The organism is Streptomyces sp. NPDC001536 (genome assembly GCF_042894505.1).
GTDB lineage: Bacteria > Actinomycetota > Actinomycetes > Streptomycetales > Streptomycetaceae > Streptomyces.
The window spans coordinates 429,067-442,014 of sequence record NZ_JBIAVQ010000008.1 but is presented as its reverse complement, the minus strand read 5'-3'; the positions used below and the strand labels follow the sequence as shown (position 1 = coordinate 442,014).

Annotated in this window: 12 protein-coding genes; 11 read left to right on the top strand and 1 reads right to left on the bottom strand. The window is 70.4% G+C overall.

What is annotated here, in order from left to right; all coding sequences use genetic code 11:
• Positions 1-133: 133 nt before the first annotated feature.
• Positions 134-880: an IclR family transcriptional regulator gene (locus tag ACFY0U_RS24030; RefSeq protein ID WP_388638993.1), complete on the bottom strand. Its 747-nt coding sequence runs from the start codon at positions 878-880 to the stop codon at positions 134-136.
• A 285-nt stretch (positions 881-1,165) separates the two neighbouring features.
• Between ACFY0U_RS24030 and solA the strand changes: the two genes are divergently transcribed.
• From solA to ACFY0U_RS23975, 11 genes are all read left to right on the top strand, one after another.
• Positions 1,166-2,305 (top strand): N-methyl-L-tryptophan oxidase, encoded by a 1,140-nt coding sequence (gene solA / locus ACFY0U_RS24025; protein ID WP_388638970.1) that lies wholly within the window; start codon positions 1,166-1,168, stop codon positions 2,303-2,305.
• 2 nt (positions 2,306-2,307) lie between these two features.
• Entirely contained in the window at positions 2,308-3,369 is a 1,062-nt protein-coding gene (locus ACFY0U_RS24020; RefSeq protein ID WP_388638968.1) for a succinylglutamate desuccinylase/aspartoacylase family protein, read from the top strand.
• A 76-nt stretch (positions 3,370-3,445) separates the two neighbouring features.
• Entirely contained in the window at positions 3,446-4,549 is a 1,104-nt protein-coding gene (locus tag ACFY0U_RS24015) for an ABC transporter substrate-binding protein (protein WP_388638966.1), read from the top strand.
• Positions 4,550-4,571: 22 nt separating this feature from the next.
• Entirely contained in the window at positions 4,572-5,681 is a 1,110-nt protein-coding gene (locus tag ACFY0U_RS24010) for an ABC transporter ATP-binding protein (RefSeq protein WP_388638992.1), read from the top strand.
• A gap of 3 nt (positions 5,682-5,684) precedes the next feature.
• Positions 5,685-6,581, top strand: coding sequence for an ABC transporter permease (locus ACFY0U_RS24005; RefSeq protein ID WP_388638964.1), 897 nt, complete (start codon positions 5,685-5,687; stop codon positions 6,579-6,581).
• The gene (locus tag ACFY0U_RS24000; RefSeq protein ID WP_388638962.1) at positions 6,578-7,444 is read left to right on the top strand and encodes an ABC transporter permease; all 867 of its coding nucleotides are present in this window, start codon (positions 6,578-6,580) and stop codon (positions 7,442-7,444) included. Before ACFY0U_RS24005 ends, ACFY0U_RS24000 begins: the two co-directional genes overlap by 4 nt.
• The gene (locus ACFY0U_RS23995; RefSeq protein ID WP_388638960.1) at positions 7,441-8,823 is read left to right on the top strand and encodes an aminotransferase class III-fold pyridoxal phosphate-dependent enzyme; all 1,383 of its coding nucleotides are present in this window, start codon (positions 7,441-7,443) and stop codon (positions 8,821-8,823) included. Before ACFY0U_RS24000 ends, ACFY0U_RS23995 begins: the two co-directional genes overlap by 4 nt.
• A 24-nt stretch (positions 8,824-8,847) precedes the next feature.
• The gene (locus ACFY0U_RS23990; RefSeq protein WP_388638959.1) at positions 8,848-9,801 is read left to right on the top strand and encodes a succinylglutamate desuccinylase/aspartoacylase family protein; all 954 of its coding nucleotides are present in this window, start codon (positions 8,848-8,850) and stop codon (positions 9,799-9,801) included.
• Entirely contained in the window at positions 9,798-11,261 is a 1,464-nt protein-coding gene (locus ACFY0U_RS23985) for an aldehyde dehydrogenase family protein (RefSeq protein WP_388638958.1), read from the top strand. Before ACFY0U_RS23990 ends, ACFY0U_RS23985 begins: the two co-directional genes overlap by 4 nt.
• On the top strand, positions 11,258-12,196 hold the full coding sequence (locus tag ACFY0U_RS23980) for an aldo/keto reductase (protein ID WP_388638956.1): 939 nt from the start codon (positions 11,258-11,260) through the stop codon (positions 12,194-12,196). The genes ACFY0U_RS23985 and ACFY0U_RS23980 overlap by 4 nt, the downstream gene beginning before the upstream one ends.
• Before the next feature lie 44 nt (positions 12,197-12,240).
• Positions 12,241-12,906, top strand: a complete 666-nt coding sequence (locus ACFY0U_RS23975) for a haloacid dehalogenase type II (RefSeq protein ID WP_388638954.1) — start codon at positions 12,241-12,243, stop codon at positions 12,904-12,906.
• Positions 12,907-12,948: the final 42 nt, after the last annotated feature.

Sequence of the window (12,948 nt, the reverse complement as noted above, 5' to 3'; positions counted from 1 at the left end):
GCCCCGCGCCCCCCCCCCCCCCCGCCGGCCGCGGGGGGGGGCCCCCCCCCCCCCCCCCCCCGGCCCCCCCCCCCGCCCCCCCCCCCCCCCCCCCCCCCCCCCACCCTCGGCCTTGTGGAGTGTCGTCTGCCGTTCAGGCACCCAGGCGGCGCTGTGAGATCTCCGCGGCCGTGTCGGCGACGAGGCGGCCCCACTTGGGCGCGTGTTCGCCGTCGTACCGTGCCTCGGGCATGGAGATGGCCACGGCGGCCAGCGGGGTGCCGTCCTCGTCGAGCACGGCGGCGGCGACGGCGCAGACGCCCGGCCGGTACTGGTTGCGGTTGATCGCGTAGCCGTCGGTGCGGATCCGGTCCAGCTCGGCGCGCAGCTCGTCGGGCTCGACGGGGGTCGTGTCGCTGAACCGCTCCAGCCCTGCCGCGATGAGTTCTTCGACGTCCCGCCTCGGAAGGTGGGCGAGGATGGCGCGTCCGGCGGCGGTGGCGTGCAGGGGTGAGGTGTCGCCGATGGCGTGGAAGGTGCGTACGGCGTGGTCGCAGTCGACGCGGTCGACGACGACCACGCACTGCAGGGCGTCCGGTACCGACAGGTGGATGGTCTCGTTCACTGTGTCCCGAAGGCGAATCATGGGTTCGCGGGCCGCGGCGAACAGGCTGGAGCCCTGGAGGGCGGCGGGTCGTACGGCCAGGACGCGGGCGCCGATCTCCCAGCGGGTGGTGTCCTTGCGGTTGGCGCGCAGCCAGCCGGCTTCGGCCAGTGTGACCAGGGTCCGCTGCACGGTGGACTTCGGCAGCCCGAAGATCTTTGTCAACTCTCCTACGGTCACGGGCTGATGCTGGGCGACCGCCTCCAGGACGCGCAGCGACCTGGTGACGCTCTTCATTTCCATCCTGTTTCCCCCTGTTAATCCTCGAAATCTCTGCCGGACACCCTCTTGACTCCCCTCCGGAGCCACTGTCATTCTCTGTGCCAGATTCTAGCACAGCATTCCACATAGTGGCACGGCCCTTCGGAGAGATCCCTCCCGAAGTGAGCCGGACTGCGAGACGCGGCGGTTGCGAGCCGCAGGTCCCCAAGGAGGACCTGGCTCCCGCTCAAACCATCTCGAATCGAACAGCCTCACGTCGATGGCTCAGCATGCGCCTCGGCGATACGAAAGGAAAGTTCTGTGTCAGCTGCCAGGAAGCGCGTCGCGGTGGTCGGCGTCGGAACGATGGGCAGCCAGGCCGCCTGGCGACTGGCGGCCCGTGGCGCCGAGGTCGTCGGATACGACCGCTACGCACCCGGCCACGACCGCAGCGCCGCCGGCGGTGAGACCCGCATCTTCCGCAGCGCGCACTTCGAGGACTCCCGCTACGTCCCCCTCCTCAAGCACGCCGACGCCCTGTGGGAGCGGCTTCAGCAGGAGACCGGCCGTGAGCTGCGCCGCCTGACCGGATGCCTGCTGATGGGGCCGACCGGGCACCAGCAGATGGCCACCGTCCTCGAGTCCATCGCCGAGCACGGCCTCGATCACGAGGTGCTGGACGCCGAACTGCTGGCGAAACGATTCCCCCAGTACCGCATCGAGGACGGCGACGCGGCCGTGCTGGACCGGCGCGCCGGGTTCATCCGCCCGGAGCTGACGATCCAGAGCGCCGCCCGCCGCGCCGAGCAGTTGGGGGCGGTGATCCACCGCTACCGCACGGTCCGGGAGATCGTCCCCGTCGCGGGCGGCGTGGAGATCCGCACCGACTCCGGCAGCGAGCGCTTCGACACGGTCGTCGTCACGCCCGGCCCGTGGGTCAACGACCTGCTGCCCGACCTGCCGTGGGAAGTCGACGTCCGCCGCCTCGTCAGTGCCTGGTACGTGCCCACCGCCCCCGAGGCATGGTTCGGTGAGGAGCGCCCGGCGTTCATCCGTACGGCGCCCACCCACTGCTACGGGCTGCCCTCCCCGGACGGTGTCTCGGTCAAGCTCGGACTGTCCCGCGCGCTGCACCGGCCCGCGGGCGACCCCAACCAGCTGGACCGCACCGTGCACCCGGACGAGCTGGAGGTCTTCTCCGAGCTGATCGGGCGTCACCTGCCGGACCTGCACCCGGACCCGACCCGCCTCTCCGTCTACATGGAGGGCTACACCGAGAGCAGCCGCCCCCTGGTCGGCCCGCTGCCCGGCGCCGAGAACGTGATCCTGCTCGCCGGTTTCTCCGGCCACGGCTTCAAACTCTCGCCCGCCTTCGGCGACATCGCCGCGGACCTGGCTCTGGACGGCGCCTCGCCCCAGCCCATCGACTTCATCTCCACCGTCGGCCGTACGGAGGCATGACCATGAACGACACCACGCTCCGTGTCGGCACCCTGTACGCCGAGCCCGGCACCAAGGCCCGTGGCACCGTCCCCGCCGACCTCGGCACCCTCACCGCTGACATCCCGCTCACCCTGATCAACGGGGCCCGTCCCGGCCCCCGCGTCGTCATCACCGCGGGTGTGCACGGCGGCGAGTTCCCGCCCATCGACGCCGCCGTACGACTGGCGGACGGGCTGGAGCCCGCCGAGGTGCACGGACAGGTGATCATCTGCCCGGTCGCCAACCCTCCCGCCGTGTACCAGGGCAGGCTCAACATCTCCCCGGTCGACGGCGTGAACCTCAACCGCGTCTTCCCCGGCGACCCCGCCGGCGGCCCCACCGAGCGGCTGGCCGCCTGGCTCTTCACCCACCTCGTCGACGGCGCCGACGTCTACATCGACCTGCACTGCGGCGGCATCGACCAGGTCCTGCGGGACTTCGTCGGCTACCGCGTCACCGGTGACCCGGGCCTCGACAAGGCCACGGCCGAACTCGCGGGCTCCTTCGGCATCGAGGACGTCATCCTCGGGCTGACGCCCGAGGGCGGAAACAGCCACGCGGCCGCCGCCCGCCGGGGCATGTCGGCGGTCCTCGTCGAGGTGGGCCAGCTCGGCCGGCGGGACGAGGCCACCGCCCTGCGCCGCGTCGACGGCCTGCTGAAGGCACTTCGCCATCTGGGCGTCCTCGACCAGGACGGCTCCGCCCCGGCACCGATCCGCGAGTGGGTCTGGTCCGCAGGCGTCACCGCCGAGGCCACCGGCCTGTGGTACCCGGAGTTCTCCTTCGACGCCGACGTCATCGGCGAAGTCGCCGAGGGCGATGTCCTCGGGCGCATCGTCGACCCGGCCGACGGCAGCGAACACACCGTCCACGCCCCCGCCGACGGACGGATCTTCTACGGCATGCACGGCCTCACCGTGGCCCCCGGCACCGAACTCGCCGCCCTCGCGGTCCCCTGGGACCCCGACACGGCCGGGCGGGCCGACACCCTCCGGACCCCCGGTGTCGGCGCCGGATCCGACGAGGCGGATCCCCGCCCCTAGACCCCCAATTCAGCCGCCCCCCTTTCCACGTCCCCAGCCGCTCCTTCTCACGGCCAGCACCACCAGGAGGCACACGATGAAAGATGTCCGGATAGACCGCAGACTGTTCCTGCGAGGAATAGGCGGGGTCACGGCGGGTGTCGCCGCCGCGACCGCCCTCAGCGCCTGCGGTACCGGCACCAGCCGCGCCTCGGCCGGCGGAGGCAAGGGCGGCAAGACGGTGGTCGTCCGCGACAGCGGCGGTTCCTACGGCGCGGCTCTGCAGAAGGCGATCTACACGCCGTTCACGCAGGAGACCGGCATCCAGGTCAAGGTCCTCAACGTGGACGACGCCCCGCTGCTGGCGCAGATCAAGCAGGGCCGGCCGCAGTGCGACCTCATCAACAACTCGATGATGTCGCACAGCAAGTACGTGACGCAGGACGCGCTGGAGGCCCTGGACCTGGACCGGCTCAAGAGCGTGAAGAGCGCGAAGATCCCGGACAACCAGATCACCGACCACGCCGTCGGCAGCAGCTTCTACGGGCAGTGCATCGCGTACCGCACCGATGCCTTCGGCGGTCGCAAGCCGGAGTCGTGGGCGGACTTCTTCGACACCAGTGCGTTCAAGGGCGGCCGGTCGATGTGCAGCCCGGACGGCGATCTGCCCGAGCTGGAGTTCGCGCTGCTGGCCGACGGCGTCCCGATGGACAAGCTGTACCCGCTCGATGTGGACCGTGCCTTCGAGGTGCTGACCCGGCTGCGGGGCGACATCAAGAAGTTCTGGGACAGCGGCCCGCTGCCCGGTGTGCTGCTGAGCCGCCAGGAAGTGACGATGTCGACCGTCTGGGACGGCCGGATCGCCGATCTGGAGAAGCAGGGAGTTCCGGTCACCCGGCAGCTGAACGGTATGCGGCGTCAGTTCCAGGGCTACGCCATCGCCAAGGGCGCGGCCAACGCGGACAACGCCTACCGGCTGATGGACTTCTCACTGCGTGCCGAGAGCCAGGCCGCTCTGGCGAAGGCCTTCCCGTCGAACCCGGCTTCTCCGCTGGCCTACGCCGAGCTGACCGAGGACGAGCGCAACGCCCTCGCCGGTGCGCCGAAGTACTACGACAAGGGCTTCGACGCGGACATCGACTGGTGGCTGAAGAACGAATCGGCCGTCACCAAGCGCTGGCTGGAGTGGGCTCGTGGCTGATTTCGGTGTTGCCGCTCCGGCGGTGAAGGAGGCAGGCGTGGCGTCGGCCACGGCGACAGGCAAAGCGCTGTCGGTGGTGGCTCTGCGCAAGACCTACGGCGACGTCGTCGCCGTGGACGAGGCGTCGATGGAGATCGCGGCGGGGGAGTTCGTCACCTTCCTCGGCTCCTCCGGGTCGGGCAAGACCACGACCCTGATGATGATCGCCGGGTTCTGCGAACCCGACTCCGGCACCATCACCGTCGGAGGCCGGGACGTCACCCGGCTGGCGCCGCAAAAACGCGGCCTGGGCTTCGTCTTCCAGCAGTACCTGCTGTTCCCGCACATGACGGTCAGTGAGAACGTCGCCTTCCCGCTCACCCTGCGGGGTGTGCCGAAGGAGGAGATCCGCCGGCGGGTGGGGGAGACGCTGGAGATCGCGGGCCTGTCGGGGTTCGGCGGGCGCAAGCCGCGTGAGCTGTCCGGTGGTCAGCAGCAGCGGGTCGCGCTGTGCCGGGCGCTGGTCTACCGCCCGCCGGTCATCCTCATGGACGAACCGCTCGGCGCCCTGGACAAGAAGCTCCGCGACCAGCTCCAGGTCGAGATCAAGACCATCCAGCAGGAACTCGGCCTGACGGTCATCTACGTGACGCACGACCAGGAAGAGGCGCTGGTCATGTCGGATCGCATCGCGGTGATGCGCGACGGCTCGATCGAGCAGTTCGACACCCCCCGGGAGCTGTTCGAACGACCTCGGACACCGTTCGTGGCGGACTTCCTCGGCGCGGCCAACTTCCTGCCCGGCCGCATCGAACAGCACACCGACACGCACACCCTGGTCCGCCTCGAAGGCAGTGGCGGACTGGTCAAGGCGCGCCGTCACCAGCTGCCCTCCGGCAGCCAGGTGAAGGTCGCGGTGCAGCCGGGCCGGCTGCGGGCCTCGGCCGCCGACGACGGGTTCTGTACCGGCACGGTGGAGATGGCCACCTATGTGGGCACCCTGGTCCGCGCGGGCGTCCGCGTCGACGGCGGTCAGGCGCCGCTGCTGCGCCTGGAAGTACCCGCCGGGCGCGGTCCGGTCGCGGGCGAGCGGGTCGGGATCACCGCCGACCCGGACGACGTCAACCTCTTCGCCGACGAACAGGCGGGGTGAGCCATGGCCGCCACCCTCGCCGCGGGCGCTCCCGCCCGCCCCCGCAGACTCCTCGCCTCACGCCGGACCCGGGTCGGGATCCTGTACGCGCTCCCCGTCGTCGTGTATCTGCTGGTGCTGTTCGTCTACCCGATCTTCTCCACGCTGCTGCTGAGCCTGAAGGACGCCGACGGCTCCTTCACCCTGCACTGGTACGCCGACGCACTGACCGGCGTCAATCTGTCGGTGCTGTTCACCACGCTGCGGATCTCTGCGGAGACGGCGGTGCTGAGCCTGGTCTTCGGGTTCGTCCTGGCCCAGGCCATCTCCCGGCTCAAGCCGATGTGGGCGGGCCTGGCGATGCTGGTCGTGGTCGTCCCGCACTTCGTCTCCGCGCTGGTGCGCACCTACGGCTGGATCATCATGCTCGGCGACAAGGGCCTGGTGAACGAGACCCTGACCGCCATGTCCGTCCCCGGGGCGCCCTTCCAGCTGCTCTACAACGAGTTGGGTGTGGTCATCGGCACCACGTCGATGATGCTCCCGTACACCGTCCTGCTCCTGTACGGCGTGATGCGCGGGGTGGACCGCCGTCTGCTGGCCGCCGCGGCCAGCATGGGCGCGGGACGCGTGACGATCTTCCGGCGGGTCTACCTGCCGCTGGTGGCCCCCGGTCTGGCCAGTGCCGGACTGCTCAGCTTCATCCTCTCGCTGGGCTACTACATCACCCCCGCCCTGATGGGCGGACCCAACCAGACCATGATCGCCACCCTCATCAACCAGCAGGTCACCAAAGAGAACCAGTGGAACGGGGCAGCCGCGCAGGGCGTCATCCTGCTGCTGCTCACCCTGGCCGGACTGCTGCTGGTCAAGCTCGTCGGTTCCCTCGGCGCCAGCCGCAGGAAGAGGAGTGCGTCATGATCGAACTGCGGAAGACCCTCGCGGGACGGATCGTGCTGACAGCGGTGGCCACCGTCATCCTCCTCTTCCTCGCGCTGCCGATCGTCGTCATCCTCGTCACCTCCTTCAGCAACAACGCCTTCGCCTCCTTCCCGCCCGAGACGTGGACGCTGAACTGGTACAAGGCCCTGTTCGCCGACGGCAGCAAATGGCCCGCCGCGCTCTCCCTGAGCGCCCTGGTCGCCGCCCTGAGCACCGTGTTCTCCCTGATCATCGGGGTGACCGCGGCGACCGCCCTGGTCCGCAGCGAACTCCCGCTGCGCTCGGCGGTGTTCGCCCTGGTCCTCGGGCCGCTGGTCATCCCCCAGATCGTCACCGCGCTCGGGCTGTTCCTGCTGTTCGAGCCGGCCGCGATGCTGGGCAGTCCGATCGCGATCGCCCTGGGCCACACCGTGCTCGCCTCACCCATCGCGGTGCTGATCCTGATCGCGACCCTGCGCGGCATCGACGAACGCCTGGAGGACGCCGCCGCCAGCATGGGCGCCGGCCGGCTCACCATCGCCCGGAAGATCACCTTCCCCCTCGCCGCGCCCGGCATGATCGCGGCGGCGATCTTCTCCTTCATCACCAGCTTCGACGAGTTCTACATCTCCCAGTTCCTCTCCTCCGTCGACACCGTCACCCTGCCCGTGCAGGTCTACAACTCCCTCACCTTCGAGATCGACCCCAGCGTCACCGCCGTCAGCGCCATCCTCATCGCCTTCGCCGTCCTCGCCCTCGGCCTCGTCGCCCTGGTCCGCTGGCTCGGCACCGGACGGCAGGAATCCCTCCTCTCCGTCGACAACGCGGTCGGCGTCGCCACCCCCGGAGGTGAGGCCGTATGACCACCGCCGCCGCCCAACCGACCGCGGCCACCGCTCAGCGGCACCTGCTGCTGAACATGACCGCCAACGGATCGCTCGGCCCGGAAGGCGAGAACCTCCTCGTCATCCAGCGGGGCGAGGGCCCGTACGTCGACGACGCCGACGGCAGGCGCTACATCGACGGTCTGTCGGGGCTGTACTGCTGCCAGCTCGGCTACTCCTACGGCCCCGAGTTCGCCGAGGCAGCCGAACGGCAGCTGCGCGAGCTGTGCTACAGCCCGCTGTGGACCTCCTCCGCGCACCCGACGGCGATCGAACTCGCCGAGCGGCTGTCCCGGATCGCCCCCGTCGACATCGAGCACACCTTCTTCTCCAGCGGCGGCGCCGAAGCCGTCGAGACCGCCTGGAAGATCGCCCGCCGCTACCACGCCCTGCGCGGCGAGCCCGGTCGCACCAAGGCGATCGCCCGGCGCGGCGCCTACCACGGACTGACCATCGGCACCCTCTCCCTCACCGACGACCCCGGCCTGACGGAGCCGTACGGCCCGCCGGCGATCGACACCCGGTTCGTGGCCAACACCAACCGCCACGGCCTCGCACCGGAGTTCGCGGACGACGAGGTGTACACGGCATGGCTGCTCGCGGAGCTGGAGGCCGCGATCCTGACCGAGGGCCCCGAGACCGTCGCGATGCTCATCGCCGAGCCGGTGCAGAACCGGGGCGGCTGCATCACCCCGCCCCAGGGTTACTGGCAGGGGTTGCGGGCACTGGCCGACCGGTACGGCTTCCTCCTCGTCGCCGACGAGGTCATCACGGCCTTCGGCCGGATCGGCGAGTGGTTCGGCGGGGACCGATACAGCGCCCGCCCGGACATGGTCACCGTCGCCAAGGGCATCACCGCCGGATACGCCCCCATGGGCGCGACCCTGGTCGGCACCAAGGTCACCGAGGTCATCAACCGGCCCGGCGCGGTCCTCAACCACGGCTACACCTTCGCCGGGCACCCGCTGAGCGCGGCCATCGCCCTGCGCAACCTGGAGATCATGGAGCGCGACCGCATCCTGGACAACGTCCGCGGTCTCCAGGGGGACCTGGCCCAGCGCATGGAGGCGCTCAAGGACCTCCCCATCGTCGGCGACGTCCGGGGAGCCGGGTTCTTCTACGCCTGCGAACTCGTCGGCGACCTCGACGGCGGTGACTTCAGCGCCAAGGCCCGAGCCGCTCTCATCGGCGATCTGATCCCGCGCCGACTGCGTGAGGCCGGCCTGCTGGCCCGCGTCTACAACCGGTCCGCGCCACTGGTCCAGATCGCGCCCCCGCTGATCAGCGACCGGGCCCTTCTCGACCGTATCGCCGACATCCTCGCGGAGACCCTCGCCGAGGCGTCCGCCCGCATCTGATCCATGTTTTCGGAAAGGAACGACATGTACTCCATCGGTCCGCTGACCGTCGCCCCCGGCGAGCGCGCCCAAGGCCTCATCCCTGTCGGCACCAGCAGCTACGGTGTGGAACTCGGCATTCCACTGATCGTCGTCAACGGCGCGCAGGACGGCCCGGTCCTGTGTGTGGACGCCGGCGTGCACGGCGACGAGTACGACGGCCAGGAGGCGATCCGCCGCGTGCTCGCCGGGATCGACCCGGCCACCCTGCGCGGCACGCTCGTCGCCATCCCCTGCATGAACACCCCGGCCTTCGAGGCGGCGGCCCGCACCAGCGGCCTGGACCACCTCAACCTCAACCGCATCTTCCCGGGTGACGCTGAGGGCTCGTACTCCCAGCGGCTGGCCGCCACCTTCGTCGAGAAGGTCGTCCCGGCCGTCGACGCCGTGGTCGACCTGCACACCGGCGGTGCCTACGGCGAGATCGCCCCGCTCGTCATCCTCCAGGGCGGCTACGAGGACATCGCGACGGACCTCGCCCTCGCCGCCGGGCACGAGCTGGTCTGGAAGGGCGGCAAGTGGGGCGGCACGGTCCGCCACCCCGCTCTCGCGGCGGGCAAGCCCGCCATCACCATCGAGGTCGGCGGCGGCACCTACCGCGAGGCCAACGTCGAGACGCACATGGACTCGATCCGCAACGTCCTGCGCCAGTTCAAGATGATCGACGGCGAGGTGAAGCTGCGGGACTCCTACACCACCGTCTCCGGCACCTTCGCCCGCTCCGCCGCCGGCGGCTTCTTCGTCGCCCGCGCCGAGCCGGGGGAGACCTGCAAGGAAGGCGACCTGATCGCCACCATCACCGACCACTACGGCAACACGCTGGAGGAGGTCCTCGCCCCGCAGGAGGGCATCGTCCTGTGGGTGCGCCGGATCCGTACGGTCCGTCCGGGCGACGAGGTCGTCATCTTCGGTGAGGTCCTGGGGGAGATCCGGCCATGACCACCGACGAAGTGCGGCTGACCGAGCTGCTCATCGACGGCAAGCAGGTGGCCGCCGCCGACGGCCGCTCCTTCACCGTCCTCGACCCGTCCGACGGCACCGCCGTCGCCCAGGTGGCGCTGGCCGGCAAGGCGGACGTGGACCAGGCGGTGGCGGCCGCGCGCGCGGCCTTCACCTCTCCCGAGTGGGCGGGGATGCGTGCCGCCGACCGGGGGCGCATCCTGTACCGGATCGCGGAGGCCATCCGCTACCAGGGCGAACGGCTGGCCCGCCTGGAGAGCCAGGACGTCGGCAAGCCGCTTCGCCAGGCGAAGGCCGATGTCGAAGCGGCCGCCCGCTACTTCGAGTTCTACGCGGGCGTCGCCGACAAGCTCGGCGGCACCACGATCCCCCTCGGGCCCGGCCTGATCGACTACACCGTGCGTGAGCCGATCGGTGTCTCCGGCCAGATCATCCCGTTCAACTACCCGCTCCAGAACACCGCCAGGGGCTCCGCCCCCGCTCTGGCGGCCGGGTGCGCGGTGGTGCTCAAGCCGTCGCCCGAGGCACCGCTCACCCCGCTGGAGATCGGCAGGATCGCCCTGGAGTGCGGCCTGCCGCCGGGTGTCCTCAACGTCGTCCCCGGTGACGGCGAGACCGGCGCGGCCCTCGCCGGCCACCCGGACATCGACCAGGTCACCTTCACCGGCTCGGTACCGACCGGCATCAAGGTCGCGCAGGCCGCCGCCGCCAACGTGGTGCCCTCCGTCACCGAACTGGGCGGCAAGTCCCCCGTCGTCGTCTTCGCCGACGCCGACTTCGACCTGGCGCTCGGCGCGGTCGCCGCCTCCGCGTTCGGCAACGCCGGGCAGACCTGCTCCGCCGGTACCCGGCTGCTGCTCCAGCGCGGTGCCGAGGAGTTTCTGGACAAGCTCGTCGCGCACGTCGCGTCCCTGCGCCTCGGCCCGGGTCTCACCGACCCGGACGTCGGCCCGCTCGTCGCCGCACGGCAGCGCGACCGGGTCCTCGGCTACCTGGACCTGGCACGCCAGGAAGGCGCTGTGGCACGGGCCGGCGGTGGTGCGCCGTCCGACCCGGCCCTGGCCGACGGCTACTTCGTCGAGCCGACCGTCCTGACCGGGCTCGACAACCAGGCCCGTTGCGCCCGCGAGGAGATCTTCGGCCCTGTCGTCACGGTCATCGAGTTCGACGACGCGGACGAGGCCCTGGAGATCGCCAACGACAGCCCGTACGGCCTCGCCTCCTATGTGTGGACGCGTGACATCGACAAGGCGATGCGCATGGCCGAGGGCATCCGGGCCGGCCAGGTCTATGTCAACGCCACCGGAGTCGGCACCGGCGTCGAGCTTCCCTTCGGCGGCTACAAGCACAGCGGCTGGGGCCGCGAGAAGGGCCTCGAAGGACTGGCGAGCTACCTGCAGACCAAGAACGTCTGCATCGGATTCGGGAGGCGGTCATGAGATACCGCTCGCTCGGAGAGCGCGGCCCGGTCGTCTCCGTGGTCGGCGTGGGCGGCAACAACTTCGGCGCCCGCCTCGACGAGGACGGCACGAAGGCCGTCGTCCACGCGGCCCTCGACGCCGGGATCACCCTCTTCGACACCGCCGACATGTACGGCGGGTTCGGCGAGCGGGGTGGCCTGCGCGGCGACGGTGAACGGCTCCTCGGCGCCGCCCTCAAGGGGCGCCGTGACGAGGTCGTGCTGGCCACCAAGTTCGGCATGGAGATGGGCCGGGACGCCGATCTGTACGGCCCGCGTGGATCCCGCGCCTACATCCGGTACGCGGTCGAGGCGTCGCTCAGCCGGCTCGGCACCGACCGGATCGACCTCTACCAGTACCACGAACCGGACGGCGTCACCCCGCTGGAGGAGACGGTCGCCGCGCTCCGGGAACTGGTGGACGAGGGCAAGATCAGCTACATCGGCTGCTCCAACCTCCCGGCCGAGGACCTCACCGACGCCTTCGTCTCCACCCAGGCCCGCTACCACCTGCTCGACCGGTCGGTGGAGCGGGACCTGATCCCGGCCTGCCTGCGCCACGGCGTCGGCGTGCTGCCGTACTACCCGCTGGCCAACGGTCTGCTCAGCGGCAAGTACCGGCGCGGCGAGCAGCCCCCGGCCGGCAGCCGGCTGTCGTGGCGGCAGGGCTGGCTCACCGACGTCGCCCTGGACAGGGCCGAGGCGCTCACCGCGTACGGCACCGAACGAGGACTCGCCCTCCTCCAGGTCGCCGTGGGCGCACTGGCCGCCCTGCCCGCCGTCGGCTCCGTCATCTGCGGAGCCATGACCCCCGAACAGGTCACCGCCAACGCGGCGGCGGCCGACTGGCTCCCCGACGCGGCCGACCTGGCCGCACTCGACACGATCGTCGCCCCCGGCGAACGCGTCGTCTGAAGTCCCACCCCTTACGGAAATCCGCGACCCCGAGGCTGGACATCATGCGAGAGATCGTCACCTTCGACGCCTACGCGACCCTCATCAACTTCGAGCTGGCCCCCACGACCCTGAAGGTTCTGGAGGACCGGCTGGATCTGGACAACCTGGATGTCGACGAGTTCCTCGACGACTTCCGCGTCATGCGCTTCCAGGCCGTCCTGGAGGCCTACCGCCCCTACCACGAGATCCTGCACTCCAGCCTGCGCAACGCCATGCGCCTGCACGGCCTGGAATACCGCGAGTCCGACGGCGACGCCCTCGTCGAGGCCGTCCCCACCTTCGGCCCCTGGCCCGAGGTCCCGGACGCGCTGCGCGCCCTGAAGACCAAGTACGAGATCGCCATCATCTCCAACACCGACGACAACCTGATCGCGCGGAACGTGGAGAACATCGGCGTCGAGTTCGACTACGTCATCACCGCCCAGCAGGCCGGCGCCTACAAGCCGGACCGCCAGACCTTCGAGTACGCCTTCAAGACCATGGGCGTCGAGCCGTCCCAGGTCATCCACACCGCGCAGGGCTGGGAGTACGACCACATCCCGACCCGCGACCTGGGCCTGAAGCGCCGGGTGTGGATCAACCGCTACGGCCGCCCGGGCAGCGCCGACTACCAGCCCTACGACGAGCTGCCCGACCTGTCGGGCCTGCCGAAGCTGCTCGGCTGCTGACCCACGGCGCACCGGCGACACAGGACTGAAAGAACATCAGAG